15 protein-coding genes are annotated in these 20,650 nt (G+C 68.8%); 1 reads left to right on the top strand and 14 read right to left on the bottom strand.

The features are described 5' to 3' along the window. Positions 1-2 precede the first annotated feature (2 nt). Entirely contained in the window at positions 3-389 is a 387-nt protein-coding gene (locus QDS12_RS10255; protein ID WP_279878892.1) for a helix-turn-helix domain-containing protein, read from the bottom strand. A 102-nt stretch (positions 390-491) separates the two neighbouring features. Between QDS12_RS10255 and QDS12_RS10250 the strand changes: the two genes are divergently transcribed. Beyond that, on the top strand, positions 492-1,385 hold the full coding sequence (locus QDS12_RS10250) for a zinc-binding dehydrogenase (protein WP_279878891.1): 894 nt from the start codon (positions 492-494) through the stop codon (positions 1,383-1,385). Between the two features lie 139 nt (positions 1,386-1,524). Here the strand turns inward: QDS12_RS10250 and QDS12_RS10245 are convergent, their stop codons facing one another. From QDS12_RS10245 to QDS12_RS10185, 13 genes are all read right to left on the bottom strand, one after another. Continuing rightward, positions 1,525-5,370 (bottom strand): DNA-directed RNA polymerase subunit beta', encoded by a 3,846-nt coding sequence (locus QDS12_RS10245; protein WP_279878890.1) that lies wholly within the window; start codon positions 5,368-5,370, stop codon positions 1,525-1,527. 150 nt (positions 5,371-5,520) lie between these two features. After that, positions 5,521-8,991, bottom strand: a complete 3,471-nt coding sequence (gene rpoB, locus QDS12_RS10240; RefSeq protein ID WP_279878889.1) for a DNA-directed RNA polymerase subunit beta — start codon at positions 8,989-8,991, stop codon at positions 5,521-5,523. Between the two features lie 246 nt (positions 8,992-9,237). Then, the gene (locus QDS12_RS10235; protein ID WP_279878888.1) at positions 9,238-10,098 is read right to left on the bottom strand and encodes a DnaJ domain-containing protein; all 861 of its coding nucleotides are present in this window, start codon (positions 10,096-10,098) and stop codon (positions 9,238-9,240) included. Further along, a complete protein-coding gene (locus tag QDS12_RS10230) occupies positions 10,095-10,757 on the bottom strand; it encodes a hypothetical protein (RefSeq protein ID WP_279878887.1) in 663 nt (220 codons plus the stop codon). Before QDS12_RS10230 ends, QDS12_RS10235 begins: the two co-directional genes overlap by 4 nt. After that, entirely contained in the window at positions 10,754-12,043 is a 1,290-nt protein-coding gene (locus QDS12_RS10225; RefSeq protein ID WP_279878886.1) for an MlaD family protein, read from the bottom strand. The genes QDS12_RS10230 and QDS12_RS10225 overlap by 4 nt, the downstream gene beginning before the upstream one ends. After that, positions 12,040-13,488, bottom strand: a complete 1,449-nt coding sequence (locus QDS12_RS10220) for an MCE family protein (protein ID WP_279878885.1) — start codon at positions 13,486-13,488, stop codon at positions 12,040-12,042. The genes QDS12_RS10225 and QDS12_RS10220 overlap by 4 nt, the downstream gene beginning before the upstream one ends. A gap of 65 nt (positions 13,489-13,553) precedes the next feature. Beyond that, a complete protein-coding gene (locus tag QDS12_RS10215; RefSeq protein ID WP_279878884.1) occupies positions 13,554-14,705 on the bottom strand; it encodes an MCE family protein in 1,152 nt (383 codons plus the stop codon). Beyond that, the gene (locus QDS12_RS10210; protein WP_279878883.1) at positions 14,705-15,700 is read right to left on the bottom strand and encodes an MCE family protein; all 996 of its coding nucleotides are present in this window, start codon (positions 15,698-15,700) and stop codon (positions 14,705-14,707) included. The genes QDS12_RS10215 and QDS12_RS10210 overlap by 1 nt, the downstream gene beginning before the upstream one ends. Beyond that, a complete protein-coding gene (locus QDS12_RS10205) occupies positions 15,697-16,728 on the bottom strand; it encodes an MlaD family protein (protein WP_347882185.1) in 1,032 nt (343 codons plus the stop codon). Before QDS12_RS10205 ends, QDS12_RS10210 begins: the two co-directional genes overlap by 4 nt. Next, positions 16,728-18,032 (bottom strand): MCE family protein, encoded by a 1,305-nt coding sequence (locus QDS12_RS10200; RefSeq protein WP_279878881.1) that lies wholly within the window; start codon positions 18,030-18,032, stop codon positions 16,728-16,730. The genes QDS12_RS10205 and QDS12_RS10200 overlap by 1 nt, the downstream gene beginning before the upstream one ends. A gap of 2 nt (positions 18,033-18,034) precedes the next feature. Beyond that, a complete protein-coding gene (locus QDS12_RS10195; RefSeq protein WP_279878880.1) occupies positions 18,035-18,862 on the bottom strand; it encodes an ABC transporter permease in 828 nt (275 codons plus the stop codon). A 4-nt stretch (positions 18,863-18,866) separates the two neighbouring features. After that, positions 18,867-19,652: an ABC transporter permease gene (locus QDS12_RS10190; protein ID WP_279878879.1), complete on the bottom strand. Its 786-nt coding sequence runs from the start codon at positions 19,650-19,652 to the stop codon at positions 18,867-18,869. 2 nt (positions 19,653-19,654) lie between these two features. Beyond that, the gene (locus QDS12_RS10185; RefSeq protein WP_279878878.1) at positions 19,655-20,614 is read right to left on the bottom strand and encodes an ABC transporter ATP-binding protein; all 960 of its coding nucleotides are present in this window, start codon (positions 20,612-20,614) and stop codon (positions 19,655-19,657) included. Positions 20,615-20,650: the final 36 nt, after the last annotated feature.

Below are 20,650 nucleotides of genomic sequence, written 5' to 3'. Positions count from 1 at the left end.
CCTCAGACGTTCGCCGCGTCGTACGACGCCCGGGCGGCGTCGACCTCGCCCATGTGCTCCTCGGCCCAGTCCTTGAGGTGCTGCAGCACGTCGAGCAGGGACAGGCCGAGGGGCGTGAGCTCGTAGTCGACCCGCACGGGGACCGACGGCGTGACCGTGCGCGTCAGCAGGCCGTCGCGCTCCATGCCGCGCAGCGTCTGCGTGAGCATCTTCTGACTCACGCCGGCGATCTGCGCGGAGAGCTGCGAGTAGCGGAGCGGTCCACGCAGTCCGAGCGCCACCACGACGAGGCTCACCCACTTGTCGCCGATCGTGTCGAGCAGCCGCCGGCTCGGGCAGGACGCCTCGAAGGCGTTGAAGCCCGGCGCGGGCTCGAGTGTCGTGGTCATGGCTCACCTCCGGGTGCGTACCCCACTGCAAAGTGCCTACTTCCCAACAGAGAGTAGGTCACCGACAGTGGGGTGGCAACCATTCGTCAAGGAGGAGTCACCATGTCCGCGCTGATCAGCCGCCCCGGCGTTGCCAGCCCCCAGCTCGAGGAGGTCGCGCTGCCCCCGCTCGGCCCCGGCGACCTTCGCGTCGAGGTCGTCGCCGCCGGCGTCAACCCGGTCGACGCCTTCGTCGCCGCCGGTCCCGGCCGGGCCGTCTTCGGCCTGGACGGCCCGGTCGGCCTCGGCTGGGACCTGACCGGCGTCGTCCGGGAGGTCGGCACCGCCGTCGCCGACTTCCGCGTCGGCGACACCGTCGCTGCCCACCTGGGCGATCCCGGAGCGCCCGTCCGTGCCCACGCCACCGAGACGGTCGTGCCGGCCGCGGCCGCCGCCCGTCTTCCCGACGGGCTCGACCCGGTCGGTGCCGCGTCGATCCCGCTCAACGCGACCACCGCCGCGCAGGCCGTCGACCTGCTCGGCCCCGGTGACCACCGCACGCTCCTGGTCACGGGCGCCGCGGGCGCCGTCGGCGGGTACGCCGTCCCGCTCGCCCGTCGCGCGGGCTGGGTCGTCACCGGCCTGGCCCGTGAGCACGACCGCGGGTTCGTCCTCGGGTCCGGCGCCGGTGAGCTCCTCACCGAGCTCCCCGGTCCCCGCTTCGACGCGGTGCTCGACGCCGCCGGGCTCCAGGAGGCGGCGATCGCCGCCGTCCGCGACGGCGGGCTCTTCGTGGGTGTCCTGCCGGGGGCACCGGTGCCGCCCGAGCGCGGGGTGACGGCGACCGCCGTCCAGTCCGACCCCGACGGCGCACTGCTCGCCGAGCTGCTCGCCCTGCACGCCGACGGCACGCTCGCGGTCCGGGTCGCCGGTGCCGTGCCGCTGGGCGAGGCGTCGACGGCGTACGACAAGGTCGCCGGTGGCGGCCAGCGGGGGCGGTGGGTGCTGGTCCCGTGACCGGCCCGGCCGGCGCGACGTCGCTCCGGCGATGCGTCGCTGGCACGACGTGATCTCGATGCACCGAAGCCCCGCCCGAGCAAGCTCGGGCGGGGCTTCGCTACTCGATCCGGTCAGTCAGACCAGAGCTTCGCTGCGCTCAGTTCTGGTACTGACCGAAGTCGAAGTCGTCCAGCGCGACGGCCTGGCCGCCACCGTTGCCGAACTCGTAGTCGTAGGTGTCGTAGCCCGTGACGGAGTACGCAGCGGCGCGGGCCTCCTCGGTCGGCTCCACCCGGATGTTGCGGTACCGCTCGAGGCCGGTACCAGCCGGGATCAGCTTTCCGATGATCACGTTCTCCTTCAGACCACGCAGCGAGTCCGAGCGACCGTTGATCGCCGCGTCGGTGAGGACGCGGGTGGTCTCCTGGAAGGACGCGGCCGACAGCCACGACTCGGTCGCGAGCGAGGCCTTGGTGATGCCCATGAGCTCGGGACGACCCGAGGCCGGCTTGCCGCCCTCGGACACGACGCGACGGTTCTCGATCTCGAACTTGGCCCGGTCGACCAGGTCGGACGGGAGCAGGTTCGTCTCGCCCGACTCCAGCACGGTGATCCGACGCAGCATCTGCCGCACGATGATCTCGATGTGCTTGGCGTGGATCGCCACACCCTGGCTCTTGTAGACGCCCTGGACCTCGTCGACGAGGTGCTTCTGGGTGCTGCGGACACCGAGGATGCGGAGGACCTCCTTCGGGTCGGGAGTGCCGACCGTCAGGGTGCGCCCGACCTCGATGTGGTCGCCGTCGGCGACGTTGAGGCGGGCACGACGCGACACGACGTACTCCTTGACCTCGTCGCCGTTGTCGGGCGTGACCAGGACCTTGCGGGCCTTGTCGGTCTCCTCGATCTGGACGCGGCCGGCGACCTCGCTGATCGGGGCGACACCCTTCGGGGTGCGCGCCTCGAACAGCTCGACGACGCGGGGCAGACCCTGCGTGATGTCGTCGGCCGACGCCACACCACCGGTGTGGAAGGTACGCATGGTCAGCTGCGTGCCGGGCTCGCCGATGGACTGCGCGGCGATGATGCCGACCGCCTCACCGATGTCGACCAGCTTGCCGGTGGCCAGCGAGCGGCCGTAGCACTTGGCGCAGGTACCGGTGACGGCCTCACACGTGAGGACCGAGCGGATCTTCACCTCGGAGATGCCGGCGGCCACGAGCTCGGCGATCTTGACGTCGCCCAGGTCGGTGCCGGCCGGGGCGACCACGTCACCGTTGGCGTCGAGGACGTCCTCGGCCGTCGTACGGGCGTAGGCGGTCGTCTCGACGTCCTCGTTGGTGATGTCGACGACGAAGCCACGCTCGGTGCCGCAGTCCTCCTCGCGGATGATGACGTCCTGCGACACGTCGACCAGACGACGGGTCAGGTAGCCCGAGTCGGCCGTACGCAGCGCGGTGTCGGCCAGGCCCTTGCGGGCACCGTGGGTCGAGATGAAGTACTCGAGCACGGAGAGACCCTCGCGGAAGTTGGCCTTGATCGGCCGCGGGATGATCTCGCCCTTCGGGTTGGCCACGAGGCCACGCATGGCGCCGACCTGGCGGATCTGGTTGAAGTTACCGGACGCACCCGAGATGACCTGCATGAAGATCGGGTTGCGGCGGTCGAAGGCCTTCTCCATGGCCTCACCGACCTCCTTGGCGGCCTCGGTCCAGATCTCGACGAGCTCCTGACGGCGCTCCTCGTCGGTGACCAGGCCGCGCTCGAACTGCTTCTGGATCTTGGCGGCCTTGTCCTCGTAGCCGGCCAGGATCTCGGCCTTGTCCGACGGCGTGGTGACGTCGTCGATCGAGACCGTGACACCCGAGCGGGTGGCCCAGTGGAAGCCGTTGTCCTTCAGCGCGTCCAGCGAAGCCGCCACGACGACCTTCGGGTAGCGCTCGGCGAGCGCGTTGACGATCGCGCCGAGCTGCTTCTTGCCGACCTCGACGTTCACGTACGGGTAGTCCGCCGGGAGCGTGTCGTTGAAGATCGTCCGACCCAGGCTGGTGTCGAGGAAGATCGGGTCGCCCTCGGCCCAGCCCTCCGGAGCCTCCCAGTCGACCGGCGGGACGATGTCGTCGAGGCGGATCTTCACCTTGCTCTGCAGGGTGATCTCACCGCGGTCGAACGCCATGATCGCCTCGGCCGGCGACGCGAACGAGCGGCCCTCGCCGGGCTCGCCGTCACGGTCGGAGGTCAGGAAGAACAGGCCGATGATCATGTCCTGCGACGGCATGGTCACGGGACGGCCGTCGGACGGCTTGAGGATGTTGTTGGTCGACAGCATCAGCACGCGGGCCTCGGCCTGCGCCTCCGCCGACAGCGGCAGGTGGACAGCCATCTGGTCACCGTCGAAGTCGGCGTTGAAGGCGCCACACACCAGCGGGTGCAGCTGGATGGCCTTGCCCTCGATCAGCTGGGGCTCGAACGCCTGGATGCCGAGACGGTGCAGCGTGGGTGCACGGTTGAGCAGCACCGGGTGCTCGGTGATGACCTCTTCGAGGACGTCCCACACGACCGGACGGGCACGCTCGACCATGCGCTTGGCCGACTTGATGTTCTGCGCGTGCGACAGGTCGACGAGGCGCTTCATCACGAACGGCTTGAAGAGCTCCAGCGCCATCTGCTTGGGCAGACCGCACTGGTGCAGCTTCAGCTGCGGACCGGAGACGATGACCGAACGACCGGAGTAGTCGACGCGCTTGCCGAGCAGGTTCTGACGGAAGCGGCCCTGCTTGCCCTTGAGCATGTCGGACAGCGACTTCAGCGGGCGGTTGCCCGGACCGGTGACGGGACGGCCACGACGGCCGTTGTCGAACAGCGAGTCGACGGCCTCCTGCAGCATCCGCTTCTCGTTGTTGACGATGATCTCGGGGGCGCCGAGGTCGAGCAGTCGCTTGAGGCGGTTGTTGCGGTTGATGACCCGGCGGTAGAGGTCGTTGAGGTCGGAGGTCGCGAAGCGGCCACCGTCGAGCTGCACCATCGGGCGCAGGTCCGGCGGGATGACCGGGACGGCGTCGAGCACCATGCCGATCGGCTGGTTGCCGGTCTTGCGGAACGCGTCGACGACCTTGAGCCGCTTGAGGGCACGGACCTTGCGCTGGCCCTTGCCGGTCGCGATGGTCTCGCGCAGCGCCTCGACCTCGCCGTCGATGTCGAAGTCCTGGAGGCGCTTCTGGATCGCCGTGGCGCCCATGTGGCCCTCGAAGTACTTGCCGAACCAGTTCTTCATCTCGCGGTAGAGGAGCTCGTCGCCCATGAGGTCCTGGACCTTCAGGCTCTTGAAGGTGTCCCACACCTCGTCGAGGCGGGCGATCTCGGCTTCGCCGCGCTTGCGGATGGCGGCGAGCTCACGCTCGGCACCGTCGCGCACCTTGCGCTTCTGGTCGGCCTTGGCACCCTCGGCCTCGAGCGCCGCGAGGTCCTCCTCGAGCTTCTTCTGGCGGTCGGCGAGCGCCGTCTCCATGCGGTTGGTGAGGCGGTCGCGCTCGAGACCGACCTTGCCCTCGAGCGAGGACAGGTCGCGGTGACGCGCCTCGTCGTCGACCGAGGTGATCATGTAGGCGGCGAAGTAGATGACCTTCTCGAGGTCCTTCGGCGCCAGGTCGAGCAGGTAGCCCAGGCGCGACGGGACGCCCTTGAAGTACCAGATGTGGGTGACCGGGGCGGCCAGCTCGATGTGGCCCATCCGCTCACGGCGGACCTTGGAGCGGGTCACCTCGACGCCGCAGCGCTCGCAGATGATGCCCTTGAAGCGGACGCGCTTGTACTTGCCGCAGTAGCACTCCCAGTCCCGGGTGGGACCGAAGATCTTCTCGCAGAAGAGACCGTCACGCTCGGGCTTGAGCGTGCGGTAGTTGATGGTTTCCGGCTTCTTGACCTCGCCGTGGCTCCACGCGCGGATCTCATCCGCGGTGGCCAGGCCGATCCGAAGCTGGTCGAAGAAGTTCACGTCGAGCACGGTGGCTTCTAGTCCTTCGTTAGTTCTCGAAATTCAAGTCAGGTGGACTGAGGGGTCTCGATACGCCTTCGCCTAGCGGCTCCGGCCACTCGACCAACGAAGCTCGTTGGTCGAGTGCCGAGCGCCGGCGAGGCGTACCGAGACCACGACTCAGACTTCTTCGACCGAGCTGGGCTCGCGCCGGGAGAGGTCGATGCCGAGCTCCTCGGCGGCGCGGAAGACGTCCTCCTCCGCGTCACGGAGCTCGATGCTCGACCCGTCCTGGCTGAGCACCTCGACGTTGAGGCACAGCGACTGCATCTCCTTGACGAGGACCTTGAACGACTCCGGGATGCCCGAGTCGGGGATGTTCTCGCCCTTGACGATCGCCTCGTACACCTTCACGCGGCCCGGCACGTCGTCGGACTTGATGGTGAGGAGCTCCTGGAGGGCGTAGGCGGCGCCGTAGGCCTCCATCGCCCAGACCTCCATCTCGCCGAACCGCTGGCCACCGAACTGGGCCTTACCGCCCAGGGGCTGCTGCGTGATCATCGAGTAGGGGCCGGTCGAGCGAGCGTGGATCTTGTCGTCGACCAGGTGGTGGAGCTTGAGGATGTACATGTAGCCCACGGACACCGGCTCCGGGAACGGCTCGCCGGAGCGGCCGTCGAAGAGGCGGGCCTTGCCGTCCTCGCCGACGACCCGGAAGCCGTCGCGGTTCGGGATCGTCGAGCTGAGCAGACCGGTGATCTCGTCCTCGCGGGCGCCGTCGAAGACCGGCGTGGCGACCTTGGTGTCAGGCTCCGCCTTGTCCGCGTGGATCTTGATCAGGCGCTGCTTCCACTCGGCGTCGTCCTTGTCGCCGGACAGGTTGAGGTCCCAGCCCTGCTTGGCGAGCCAGCCGAGGTGGAGCTCCAGGATCTGTCCGATGTTCATACGACGCGGAACACCGAGCGGGTTGAGGATCACGTCGACCGGTGTGCCGTCCTCCATGAACGGCATGTCCTCGATCGGCAGGATCTTCGCGATGACGCCCTTGTTGCCGTGGCGGCCGGCGAGCTTGTCACCGACGGAGATCTTCCGCTTCTGCGCGACGTAGACGCGCACCAGCTGGTTGACACCCGGCGGGAGCTCGTCGCCCTCCTCGCGGTCGAAGACGCGGACACCGATGACGGTGCCCTCCTCGCCGTGCGGCACCTTCATCGAGGTGTCGCGGACCTCGCGCGCCTTCTCACCGAAGATCGCGCGGAGCAGCCGCTCCTCGGGGGTCAGCTCGGTCTCGCCCTTCGGGGTGACCTTGCCGACGAGGATGTCACCGGTGGTGACCTCGGCGCCGATGCGGATGATGCCGCGCTCGTCGAGGTCGGCCAGCATCTCCTCGGAGACGTTGGGGATGTCCCGGGTGATCTCCTCCGGACCCAGCTTGGTGTCGCGGGCGTCGACCTCGTGCTCCTCGATGTGGATCGAGGTGAGGTAGTCCTGCTGGACCAGACGCTGGCTGAGGATGATCGCGTCCTCGTAGTTGTGGCCCTGCCACGGCATGAACGCCACGAGGAGGTTCTGGCCGAGAGCCATCTCCGCCTGGTCGGTGCACGGGCCGTCGGCGATCGGGCTGCCGACCTCGAGGCGGTCACCCTCGTTGACCAGCGGGCGCTGGTTGATGCAGGTGCCCTGGTTGGAGCGCTTGAACTTCGCGAGGCGGTACGTCGAGTAGGTGCCGTCGTCGTTGAGGGTCTCGATGATGTCCGCCGAGACCTCCTTGACGACGCCGGCCTTCGTCGCGGTGACGACGTCACCGGCGTCGACGGCGGCGCGGTACTCCATGCCGGTGCCCACGAGCGGCGACTGGCTGCGGACCAGCGGGACCGCCTGACGCTGCATGTTGGCGCCCATGAGGGCACGGTTGGCGTCGTCGTGCTCGAGGAACGGGATGAGCGCGGTCGCGACCGACACCATCTGGCGCGGCGAGACGTCCATGTAGTCGACCTCGCCGGCCGAGATCTCGGCGACCTCGCCGTCGCGCTGGCGGACCAGCACGCGCTCGGTGGCGAACCGGCCCTTCTCGTCGAGCACGGCGTTGGCCTGGGCGATGACGAAGCGGTCCTCGTCGTCGGCGGTCAGGTAGTCGATCTTGTCGGTGACCTGGCCGTTCTCGACCTTGCGGTAGGGCGTCTCGACGAAGCCGAACGGGTTGATCCGCCCGTAGGACGCGAGCGAGCCGATCAGACCGATGTTGGGGCCTTCCGGCGTCTCGATCGGGCACATGCGGCCGTAGTGCGACGGGTGGACGTCTCGGACCTCCATGCCGGCGCGGTCACGGGACAGACCACCCGGCCCGAGCGCCGAGAGGCGACGCTTGTGCGTCAGGCCGGCGATCGGGTTGGTCTGGTCCATGAACTGCGACAGCTGCGAGGTGCCGAAGAACTCCTTCAGCGCCGCCACGACGGGCCGGATGTTGATCAGCGACTGCGGCGTGATCGCCTCGACGTCCTGCGTCGTCATCCGCTCGCGGACGACGCGCTCCATGCGGGCGAGGCCGGTGCGGAGCTGGTTCTGGATCAGCTCGCCGACCGTGCGCATGCGACGGTTGCCGAAGTGGTCGATGTCGTCGGGGTCGATGTCGATCGTGCCCTGCGGAGCCTCGAGCTGGGTGCGGCCGTCGTGCAGCGCGACGATGTACTTGATCGCGGCGACGATGTCGTCGACGGTCAGCGTCTGCTGGTCGAAGGCCTCGGTCAGGCCGAGCTTCTTGTTGATCTTGTAGCGGCCGACCTTGGCGAGGTCGTAGCGCTTCGGGTTGAAGTAGTAGTTGTTGAGCAGCGTCTGCGCGGCCTCGCGCGTCGGCGGCTCGCCCGGGCGCAGCTTGCGGTAGATGTCGAGAAGGGCGTCGTCCTCACCGGCGGTGTGGTCCTTCTCGAGCGTGAGCATCATCGACTCGTACTCGCCGAACTCCTCGCGGATCCGCTCGTTGGTCCAGCCGAGGGCCTTGAGCAGCACCGTGACGTTCTGCTTGCGCTTGCGGTCGAGACGGACGCCGACCATGTCGCGCTTGTCGATCTCGAACTCGAGCCAGGCGCCGCGGCTGGGGATCAGCTTGGCGGTGTAGATGTCCTTGTCGGACGTCTTGTCGGCGGTGCGCTCGAAGTAGACGCCCGGGGACCGGACCAGCTGCGACACGACGACGCGCTCGGTGCCGTTGATGATGAAGGTGCCCTTGTCGGTCATGAGCGGGAAGTCGCCCATGAAGACCGTCTGGCCCTTGATCTCACCGGTGTCGTTGTTGGTGAACTCCGCGGAGACGTAGAGCGGTGCGGAGTAGGTGAAGTCCTTCTCCTTGCACTCGTCGACGGTGTACTTGGGGTCGTAGAAGACCGGGTTCTCGAACGAGAGCGACATGGTCTCGGAGAAGTCCTCGATCGGGGAGATCTCCTCGAAGATCTCCTCCAGTCCGGACTTCTCGGAGACGTCCTCGCCCGCAGACTTGCGGGCGGCGATCCGCTCCTTGTGGACCTCGTTGCCGACGAGCCAGTCGAAGCTGTCGGTCTGGAGGGAGAGGAGCTGGGGAACCTCGAGAGGCTCGGTGATCTTTGCGAAAGAAATGCGGCGAGACTTGGAGTCAGCGGAGGTGCTGCGCGCGGCCAAGAGGAATCCTTCGACAGGTTTCGCTGGTGGTGAGCGACGATGCCCCCCACTCGATCAGCCACCGGGCAGGCTGAAGGGCATTTGAGGGCACGCGCAAAGCGCAACATTACCGCAAAATTGGGGGCGCCACAACCTCGGCGCCGACACCAGACCCGGTCCCTGCCACCCTGCGCGGACGATGATGCGCCTGTCCGGGCCCGAGGTCAAGCACCTCACCGACGAACGGCCGAGGGATCGACCGATCGGTCAGGTCGTCATGTCGTCGATCAGCCAGCCGTGGTCGCTCCTCTCCATCGTCACCGTGACATGGTCCTCGTAGGTGACCGGCGTGGTCTGCTTCTTGTTCGTGGTCGGCCGGTCGACGAGCACCAGCACCTCGACCCGGTCCTCCCCCGCCCGCACGATCGCCGACTCGACGACCTTCGTCGTGACGACTGCCTGGGTGCCCGGCGCGTTCTTCTTGATGGTCGCGAACAGCGGGCGGAACGCCTTGTCGCGGTAGTGGGTCGTCAGGTGGGACTCCGCGTCGCGCTGCCCTTGGTCGAGCGTGCGGTAGTCGTAGGACAGCACCGGTACGACGGCGCGCTCGGCCGCCTCCCGAGCGCCGGCGGCGTCGCGCTCGATCGCCTTCGGGTCCGGCCGGGTCCAGGCGAACGCGGCCAGTGCGACCAGGACGAGCGCGACGACGGCCGCCGCGCCGAGCAGCCACAGCGGCACCGTCCCTGTCGGGACGAACCGCTGGAACCGCTCCGGACGCTCCGGCACCGCCGGGTCGTGCTCCACCTCGACGGAGGCCGGCTCGATCTCGGAGATGCCCGGCTCGGTCGTCGGCAGGTCGCCGACGGACGACGCGGCCGCGCCCCGGGGCAGCTCGGCGGGCAGGTCGCGGGTGTCGGCCTCCACCACCGAGGCGGTCGGCAGGCTGCGGTCGTAGTCCCGCCGGCGCTCCTCGTCGAGGAGCACGGCGGCGGCCTCGGACAGCCGCTGGAAGCGCCGGTCGGTCGGGTCGAGGTCGACGACGGCGCTCTTCCAGGCGGCGCGGATCTCCTCGGTCGACGCGGTGGGCTCGACGTCGAGCAGGTCGTACCAGGTCGGTGCTGTGCTCACTGGGCGCCTCCTGCCGGCGCCGTCGGCGTCGGTGCGGGCGTCGGCTGCTGCTGGCCGCTCTGGCCGCTCTGGCCGCTCTGGTCAGCGCCGACGGGGGCGAACGCGTCGACCTTCCACGTGCCGCCCTGCCGCACCAGCGTCACCTCGACGCGGTAGGGCTGCGGGTCGGCGGGCACCCGCTTGGTCTTGTCCTGCGGGTCGGGGAAGGAGTTCGTGAAGGAGCCGGCCACCAGCGCGGTCGCCCGGCCCCGGTCGAGGTCGAGGTCGCCGACCCCGACGGCGTACACCTCGGTGGTGCGGGCGAGGCCCGCCTGGGCGACGGTCGCCTCGGCGTAGGGCACGTTCTTCTGGAAGTCGGCGCCGAACTTCGAGGTGACCAGGTCGGCGACCCCGCTGCGGTACTTCGGCATCTTGCTGCCCTCGAGCAGGTCGGGACCGTAGGTGTTGACGCGCACCATGAACCGGCGCGCCTGCGACATCACGTCGTCGCGGGCGGCCTGGACCTTGTCGGTCGTCGAGAACGGGTTCCCGCCGCGGTGGACGGCCTGGATGCCGAGCGCGACGAGCGAGCCGACGATGAGCACCCCGAGCACCGCCAACACTCCCCACCGGAGGACGGCGGGGGCGGGTGCAGGGGCGTCGGTCTCGGGGGTCGTCACTCCTTCAAGGTCGTCGAGGATCGGAGGTACAGCCACTTCCACGTGTCCTTCCCTGGCGTCTGCCGCGCCAACGTACTCGGCGCCCCTGAGGCCGTCCGGGGGTCACCCCACTGCAGCTCGCCGGTCGCGCTGTCGTAGGCCCCCACGACGGGCGCCTGGGCGGTGGAGCCGCCCGGCGCCGGCCGGTTGAGGTTCTGCGCACCGCGGGCGTTGCTCTGCGAGGCCGACTCGGCGCACCGGGCGTCGGTGTTCATGGGCTTGTTCGCTCCGTCCTGCGGAGGCCGCTTCACGGTCCCCTGGTACCCGTTCTTGCAGAGCTTGGCCGGCGTCAGGACGAGGCCGAAGTGCGCGTCGTAATGGCCGGCCTTGTTCTTGTCGAGGACCGTGAAGCCGCCCTCGACCACGTAGGGGTAGAGCACGAGGACCTGGCGCAGGCCGGGCAGGTGCTTGAGGACGATGTCGCCGGTCGTGACCGACTCGCTGAGGAGCTCGGTCAGGTCGACCTTGTTGGCCTGCAGGAAGGCCTGCACCTCCTGGGCACCGGCGGAGCCGTTGACGAGGAGCTTGCGCAGGTCGGCGTCGCTGCCGGCCAGGGTGCCGCTGAAGAGCGAGAGGTCCCGCGCGAACGTCCGCAGCGAGCCCTCGCTGGCCACCTGGCCGCTCAGGACCGTGTTGCCGTCGCGGATCAGGGCGCTGGTGACGTCGAAGTTGTCGTCGGCGGTCTTCACGAACGAGTTGCTGGTGTCGAGGATCTGCTGCAGGTCGTCGCCCGCGCCGCCGAACGCCTTGCCGAGCTCGCTGACGGTCGTGCTCAGGTCGTCGGTGTTCACCGAGGAGACGGTGTCGGCGGCGTCGGCCAGCAGCTTCTCGGTCGGGAGCGGGGTACGCGTGTCGGTCGGGGCGATCTCCGACCCGTCCCGGAGGTACGGCGCCGCGTCGGTCTGCGGCTGGAGCTCGACGTACTGTTCGCCGACCGCCGACCGGTTGCCGACCACGGCCAGGGCGTCCGACGGGATCTTGTCGTACTTGTTGTCGATGTCGAGGGAGACGTCGACACCGTCGTGGGTCAGCTTCATCGCGCCCACCTGGCCGACCTTCACCCCGCGGTAGGACACCTCGCCGCCGGTGTAGATGCCGCCGGAGGACAGGAAGTGCCCGACCACCGTGTAGTGGTCGTCGAGGAAGAGCCGGTCGAGGCGGGCGTAGCGGGCGCCGGCGAAGGAGACGCCGAGCAGCGTGATGATCGCGAAGACCAGCAGCTGGAGCTTGGTCCGATGGGTGATCACGGTGCCACCTCCCCCTTCGCGTCGGAGCCGGCGCCGAGGCCGGGGACGAGGAGCTTGACGAGCGTGGGGTCGTAGATCCCCGCGAGCCCCTCGTAGCTGAACCGGGTGGACCTCGTGACGAGGTGCCCGTCGGGCGCGGCGCGCTGCAGCCCGAGGCCGCCGACGAGGTCACCCAGCGGGTTGGTCGAGCTGCCGCCCGGCTGCGAGGTGCCGCCGAGGCCGGGGACCGGCAGCCCGATCAGCAGCTGGTTGAGGCCCTTGCACACGGCCGTGTCTCGGTTGCCGGGCTTCTTGCACTCGTTGGTCAGGTTGACCAGCGCGGTGACCGAGTTGAGGACCGCCTTGCAGGCCGGGCTGCTGAGACTGCCGCTCGCCAGGCACTTCGCGACGTTCCCGACGGTCTTGGTCGGGTCGAGGTCGGACGGCAGGACCGAGCCGCTCGCCGCGGCCTCGAGAGGTCCGCCGAGGTCGACCTGCAGGTCGATCGACAGGTTGACGTAGTCGCCCATGTGCAGGTTGCGCGCGACCTGCGGGTCCCGGCCGACGACCTCGTCGACGAACGGGTAGGTCAGGGCGGTGTTGAGCGACTTGACCAGGCTGTCGCCGGCGTCGGCGAGCTGGGTGAGCGTCGGCTCGAGGTTGTGGACGACCTGGATGGTGGCGGTCTTGGACGCGTTGATGACCCGGACGCCGACGTCCCCGAGGCGGCTGAGCGCCTGGAGCATGGTGACGAGGTCCTTGCGCTGGGCGTCGATGCTCTTCAGCGCGCTCGGCAGCTCGCCGAGGGTGGCGTCGATCGTGCTCTCCTGCGACCGCACCGACTTCGACAGCCGATTGATCGACTCCAGCGCCTGGACGATGGACGCCTTGTTGTCGTCGAGGTTCTTCATCAGCACCTCGACCTGGGTGAGCACCGACCTCGCGGAGTCCTCGTGGCCGGCCAGCGCCTTGTTGAGCTCGGTCGAGATGGTCTTGAGCTGGGCCACGCCGCCGCCGTTGAGGATCAGGCTCAGTGCGCCGAGGACCTCCTCGATCTCGGGGTTGCGTCCGCTGCGTGCGAGCGGGATCGTGTCGCCGCTCTTCATCAGGGCGGGACTCGGGTCGGAGGCCGGCGCCACCAGCGACACGAACTTCTCGCCCAGCAGGCTGGTCTGCCGGATCTCGGCGGTCGCGTCGGCGGGCAGCTTGGTGTCGCGGCGCACCTCGACGGTGACGTCGGCGTGGCCGTCGACGAGCTTCACCGACGTCACCTTGCCGACGGACACCTCGTCGACCTTGACGGCCGAGTCCGGCACCAGGTCCAGGACGTCGGCGAACTCCACGTGCAGCGTCATCGGGTCGGACCCGGTGTCGGCGCCGCCGGGCAGCGGCAGGTCGTAGACGTCGAAGTCGCAGGCGGTCAAGGACAGGCAGACCGCCGCCAGGAGGGCGAGGAGTCGCTTCATCGGGGTCCCCGCGTGATTGTTCGCGGAGGAGCGAAGCGGGGAAGCGAAGAATCGCGTGGGGTGATTCATCGCGAGCCTCCCTCGGCCGGCGTACGGACCAAACCGCCGAGCGTCGGGTCCGTCGGCTTGTCGACCGACGAGCCGGTGCCGGCGCCGAAGACGCTGCCCCGCGGCAGGACGCTGTCGACGAGCTTGCAGAGTCCGCCGCTCTTGTCGGCCTGGTTGAGGAAGGTGCACAGCGTCAGGGCGGGGTTGTTGACGGCGTTCCCGATCGCCGAGGGCACGTTGGCGCTCGTGTCGAGCGTCCCTGTGTGGGGGTCGTAGGCGTAGAAGAGGTTGTTGAGTGCGAGCGGGGCGTCGTCGAGGGTCTCGCTCAGCTCCTTGCGGCGCTTGACGAGCACCTTCGCGACGCGGTTGAGGCTGCCGATGTCGGAGTGCAGCACGCTCTTGTTGGTCCGCACGAAGGTCGTCACGTCGCCGAGCGCGGTGGCGAGGTCGTGCAGCGAGGCGGCCAGGTCGCCGCGCTCCCCGGCGAGCATGGTCGAGACCTTCGCCAGCGAGGCATTGAAGTCGCGCACCGTGGTGTCGTTCTTCGCCAGCGTGCTGATGAAGCTCTGCAGCTGGGCGGCCGACCCGAACAGCTCGTCCTTGTTGTCGTCGAGGGTCTTGCTGAGCTTGCCGAAGTCGCCGATCGTCTGCCGGACCTGCGCGCCCTGGCCGCCGAAGTTCTTGGCGGTCTGGTCGAGCAGGTCGGACAGGGCGCCGTTCTTGTTGGCGCCGGTCGGGCCGAGGGCCACGACGAGCTTGTCGAGGCTCCCGTAGACGTCGTCGAGCTCGAGCGGTACGGCGGTCCGGCTGGTGTCGAGCACCGCGCCGTCGCCGAGGACGGGACCCGACGTGTAGGCGGGGGTGAGCTGGACGTAGCGGTCGCCGACGACGGACGGGGCGACGATCACCGCCTTCGCGTCCTTCGGCACCTGCACGTCGTCGGAGTAGTGCATGGTCACCTTGACGTCGGTGCCGTTCGGCGTGACCGAGTCGACCTTGCCGACCGGCACGCCGAGCACCCGCACGTCGCTGCCCTCGTAGATCGAGATCGTCCGGGGGAAGTGGGCCACGAGGGTGCGCTCCCCACCGCCCGTGAACATGGTGAGACCCGCCGTCGCCGCGAGGATCACGATGAGGCCGGGCACGAGCCACCGCAGCACCTTGCTCATCAGCCCACCGCCGGTGCCGGAGGCATGTTCTGGATGTAGGTGTCGAACCACGGCCCGTTGCCGAGCGTGCTGGCGAAGACGCGGTAGAACGGCGCCATCAGCCGCAGGCTGTTGTCGATGTTGTCCTCGTTCTTGGTCAGCACCGCGAGCACGCTCTGGAGCTTGGTGAGGGCCGGCTTCAGGTCGTCACGGCTCTGGTCGATGAGCGCGCTCAGCTCGGTCGACAGGCTGGCGGTCGACACCAGCAGCTGGTGCACCGACTGGCGGCGTTGGACCAGTGCCTGGAACAGGACGTCGGAGTCCTTCATCAGCCCGACGATGTCGCCGTCGCGCTGGTCGAGCACCGTGGAGACGCGCTTGAGGTTGGTCAGCAGGGTCCCGATCCGTTCGTTCTTCGCCGCGACGTTCTTCGACAGGGCCGACACCCCGGTCAGGGCCGCTCGGAACGAGTCCGGCGTCGTCCGGGTCAGGTCGGACAGCGTGTTCAGGGCGCTGGCCAGCTGGTTGGTGTCGATGTCGCCGGAGGTCTCCGCCAGGCCGGTGAACGCCTCCACGACGTCGTAGGGCGACCTGGTGTGCTCCACCGGGATCTCGCCGCCCTTGGCCAGCTGGCCCGCGCCGGCCGGCTCGAGGGCGAGGTACATGGCGCCGAGCAGCGTCTTCACCTTGATGCTCGCGCGGGTGTCGCCGCCGAACTCGGCATCGCCCTCGAGCTTGAAGGCGACCTTCACGTGGCCGTGGTCGAGACCGACCTCGGTCACCTTGCCGACGCGGACGCCGGCGATGCGGACCTCGTCGCCGGCCTTCAGCCCGCCGGCCTCGGAGAAGTCGGCGTAGTAGGTGTCGCCACCGCCGATCAGCGGCAGGTCCTGCGCCTTGAAGGCGGCCAGCATGACCAGCGCCAGCACCGCCAGGCTGACGGCGCCCACCTTGACGGGGTTGCGCTCCCTGAAAGGCGTGAACGACCGCTGGGACACGGTTCGAAGGGTCTTCATCCGAGGGAGCACCTCGCTCCGCCGGTCTTGTAGCTCACCGGGAGCTCGGCGCCGGCCGGCAGCTTCACGGTTCCGGTGAAGTTGCACAGGTAGAAGTTGAAGAACGAGCCGTACGTCGCCGTGTTGCCGACCTTGTTGAGCTTGATCGGGAGGACCTGCAGCTGGCGGTCGAGCTCGGCCTTGTTGTCGTCGATGTTGCCGGCCACCCGCCGCAGCTGCTTGATGTCCTGCACGAACGGCGACCTGATGCCCTTCAGCAGGCTGGCGGTCTGGACCGAGAGGCCGGAGATCTGGTCCAGCGAGGAGAGGATCGCCTGCCGGTCACCGGTCAGCCCGTGCACGAAGCCGCGGAACGTCGTGATCAGCGAGGACAGCTGCTGGTCCCGGTCGCCCAGGTGGTCGAGCACCTGGTTGAGGTTGTCGATCAGGGAGTCGATCACCTGGTCGCGATCGGCCAGCGTCTGGGTCACCGAGGCGGTGTGGGCGAGCAGGCTGTCGAGCGTCCCGCCGTCGCCCTGGAAGACCTGGACGATCTCGTAGGACAGCTTGTTGATGTCGCTCGGCGACAGTGCCTGGAAGAGGGGCTTGAAGCCGTTGAACAGCACCGTCAGGTCGAGCGCCGGCGTGGTCTGGCCGACCGGGATGGTCTGGCCGGGCTTGAGCTGCGCGCCGTCGGCGATCTCGTCGGTGAGCGCGATGTAGCGCTGGCCCACGAGGTTCCGGTAGCGGATCGCCGCGTGCGTGGCCCGGCTCAGCGCCTGGTCGTCCTTGACCGAGAACGTGATGAGCGCGCGGGTCCGGTCGGTGATCTCGACCTTGCCCACGGTGCCGACCTTGACGCCGGCGATGCGGACGTCGTCGCCCTTGTTGACGCCGGTGGCATCGCTGAAGACCGCCTTGTAGTCGTGCGTCCCGCCGAACGAGATGTTGCCGATGGTCAGCACGAGCAGTCCAGTGGCCAGCGTCGTGACCACCACGAAGACCAGGAGCTTGACCAGGTCGCCGCGGGTCCGCTTGTCGAGGAGCATCACGGCCTGCTCCCCCCGGGCGAGGCCTCGTCGAAGCCGATGGTGGCGCCGCGCGCCATCGGGCCGACCAGCAGGCCACCCAGGTCGGGCACGTCGCCGGACGAGACGCCCAGACCGGGTGCCAGGAGCTCGTCGAGCGCCGTGGTCTCGGCCGGGCTGCCGGCGTAGCCGAAGCCGTTGCGGAAGAAGTCGTGGTTGACGGGAGCGCGTCGGACGGGGCCGGCGACGCCGTCGTTCATCGACGGGACCTCGGTCAGCGGGTTCTTCTGGCTCCACGGCGGGCTGGGCAGGTGGCCGCAAGCTGGACCCCGGTCCTCGCCGTAGCGCGGCTTGTCGGCCGCGGTGTAGCGGCGCGGCTGCTGCGGCAGGGTCTCCAGGACGATGTGCAGCGTGTAGTCGCGGAACGCGTCCGCCTCGCGCCTCCCGAGGTTCTCGAGGCCGCCGAGGAGGCAGGGGTACTCGGTCGAGTAGCGGGCCGCCGTCTTCAGCAGGCCGTCGTTGATGTCGGCGAGGTGGATCAGGCTGTTCTCGTTGGTCGCGAGGAAGTCCCGCGCCGTGCCGGACACCGACGTCACGTTGGTGAGCAGCGCGTGCAGCTGGGCGCTGTTGTCCTCGAGCGTCCCGGTCGTCTTGATCGTGTCGCGCAGGATGCTGCTCAGCTCCGGGATCATGCCGTTGTAGGTGTCGGCGACGCTGACCGACTTCTTGAGGTCCTCCACCAGCGCCGGGATCTGCGGGTTGAGCCGCTTGAGGTAGGCGTCCGCCGTGTCGATGGTGCTGCCGAGCTCCTCGCCGCGGCCCTCGAGCGCGGTCGCCAGGGCGTTCAGCGTCTCGTTGAGGTCGGCCGGCTGGACGGCGCGCAGCAGCGGGTAGAGGTCGGAGAGCACGCTGTCGAGCTCGGTCGAGACCGCCGTACGCCGGATGACGGCACCGGCCCGCAGAACAGTGCTCTCGGGCTGGTCGGGCACGACCAGCGAGACGTACTTCTCGCCGAAGAGCGTCTTCGGGAGGATCGAGCCGGTGACGTCGGCGGGGATCGTGCCGATCTCGTCGGGCTTGATGCCCAGCGTGAGCTTGGCACCGTGGGCGCTGGCCTCCTGCTTGAGCACCTGCCCGACGAGCACGCCGCGGACCTTGACGTCGGCGCGGTCGGGCAGCTGCAGGCCGACCCGCGAGGTCTCCAGGGTGACCTCGTCGAAGTGCGAGAACCTCTGCGTGAAGACGGCATAGGTCAGCCACACCCCGCCCACCACGAGGGCGAGGAAGCAGATGCCGAGGACGCGTAGGCGCAGGACGCTGAGCACGACTAGCCCGCCAGCCTCACGGTGGTCGACGCACCCCAGATCGCCATCGACAGGAACAGGTCGAGCACGTTGATGACGACGATGCTGGTCCGCACGGCGCGGCCGACGGCGACGCCGACGCCGGCGGGACCGCCGGACGCGTTGTAGCCGTGGTAGCAGTGGATCAGGATCACGACGACGCTGAAGACGAGCACCTTGCCGAAGGACCACAGCACGTCGCCCGGCGGGAGGAACGTCGTGAAGTAGTGGTCGTAGGTGCCCGAGCTCTGCCCGAAGACCCAGGTGACGGTCAGCCGGGTGGCGAAGTAGGACGACAGCAGGCCGATGACGTAGAGCGGGACGATCGCGATGAGGCCCGCGAGGATCCGGGTCGTCACGAGGAACGGCAGCGACGGGACCGCCATCACCTCGAGAGCGTCGACCTCCTCCGAGATCCGCATCGCGCCGAGCTGGGCGGTGAAGCCGCAGCCGACCGTGGCGGCCAGGGCGATCGCCGAGACCAGCGGTGCGATCTCGCGGGTGTTGAAGTAGGCCGACACGAAGCCCGAGAACGCGGAGGTGCCGAGCTGGTTGAGGGCCGCGTAGCCCTGGAGACCGACCTCGGTGCCGGTGAAGAACGTCATCGCCGCGATGACGCCCACCGTGCCGCCGATCACGGCCATGGCGCCGGTGCCGAGGGTCACCTCGGCGAGCAGGCGCATGACCTCTTTCTTGTAGCGGCGCACCGTGCGCGGCGTCCACGCCAGCGCGCGCAGGTAGAACGACAGCTCCTCACCGAGCTTGTCGAGGGTCTCGAGGGGTCGCTCGTAGACGGCCTTCACGTTGGACATCGGGTCACCCTGTCTTCGAAGGCACGAGCTGGAAGTAGATGGCGCTCATGACGAAGTTGACGACGAACAGCAGCATGAAGGTGACGACCACCGACTGGTTGACGGCGTCGCCCACGCCCTTCGGTCCACCGCCGGCGTTCATGCCCATGTAGGCGGCGACGATCGCCGCGATCATGCCGAACACGAGCGCCTTCGCGAGCCCCTGCCACACGTCCGGCAGCTGGGCGAGCGCGGTGAAGCTGGCCAGGTAGGAGCCCGGCGTACCGCCTTGGAGGAGGACGTTGAAGACGTAGCCGCCGGCCACGCCGACGACGCTGACCAGGCCGTTGAGGAAGACCGAGACGAGCATGCAGGCGAGGACGCGAGGGACGACCAGGCGCTGGATCGGGTCGATGCCCAGCACCATCATCGCGTCGAGCTCCTCCCGGATCTTGCGGGCACCGAGGTCGGCGGCGATCGCGGAGCCGCCGGCGCCGGCGATGAGCAGGGCGGTGGCGATCGGCCCGGCCTCACGTACGACGGCCAGCACGCTCGCGGAGCCGACGAACGACTGCGCGCCGAACTGCTTGATGAGGCCACCCACCTGGAGCGCGATCACGGCACCGAACGGGATCGCGACCAGGGCGGTCGGGATGATCGTCACGGAGGCGATGAACCACGCCTGCTGGATGAACTCACGGAACTGGAAGGGCCGCTGGAACAGGCCCCGGGCGACGTCGAGTCCGAAGGCGAAGAAGTTGCCGACGGTCCCGACCGGCTTGAGGGCTCTCGCGGCGGTCAAGGAGGACACGATCAGGCTCGCGCTCCCCCGGCAAGGACAGAATCCGGCTGGAACGATCCGGGCGGTGGCGTGATCCCGTTGAGCCGGCACCACTCCCCCGGCGCCCGCTGGCTGCGCCGCGGGATGCCGTTGGACGGCTCGAGCTGCATGGCGATCGGCGGCAGCGGCGGCAGGTCCATGTCCTTCTCGGCGGCGAGCTGGTCGGCGTCCTTCTCCTCGGACATGCCGATGGGGCCGACCCGCTGCGCGTTGAGGAACTGCCGCACGACCGGCTCCTCGCTCGAGAGCAGCATCTCCCGCGGGCCGAACATCGCGAGGTGCTTGTGGTAGAGCAGCCCGATGTTGTCCGGCACCGTCCGGGCCGTGTTGATGTCGTGGGTGACGATGAGGAACGTCGCGTCGATCTGGGCGTTGAGGTCCACGATCAGCTGGTTGAGGAACGCGGTGCGGACCGGGTCGAGACCTGAGTCCGGCTCGTCGAAGAGGACGATCTCCGGGTCGAGCACCAGCGCACGCGCCAGGCCGGCGCGCTTGCGCATGCCGCCGGAGATCTCGCCGGGGAGCTTGTCCTCGGCGCCGATCAGGCCGACGAGGTCCATCTTCTCCATGACGATGTTGCGGATCTCCGACTCCGACTTCCGCGTGTGCTCGCGCAGCGGGAACGCGACGTTGTCGTAGAGGTTCATCGACCCGAACATCGCGCCGTCCTGGAACAGCACCCCGAACAGCTTGCGGATCTCGTAGAGGTCCTTCTCGGAGCAGGAGCAGATGTCGGTGCCCTCGATGACCACGGAGCCGGCGTCCGGCTTGAGGAGGCCGATGAGCGTCTTCAGCAGGACCGACTTGCCGGTACCGGAGGGGCCGAGCATCACGCAGATCTCCCCGGCCGGGACGGTGAGGGTGACGTCACCCCAGATGAGCTGCTTCCCGAAGCTCTTCGTCAGATGCTCGATCCTGATGTCAACGCCCATGCGAACGTCACTCCCTCCGTTGCTGCAGCCGGCGGA

The organism is Nocardioides sp. CER19 (genome assembly GCF_029846275.1).
Lineage (GTDB): Bacteria > Actinomycetota > Actinomycetes > Propionibacteriales > Nocardioidaceae > Nocardioides.
This window is presented reverse-complemented; position numbering and strand designations above follow the sequence as displayed.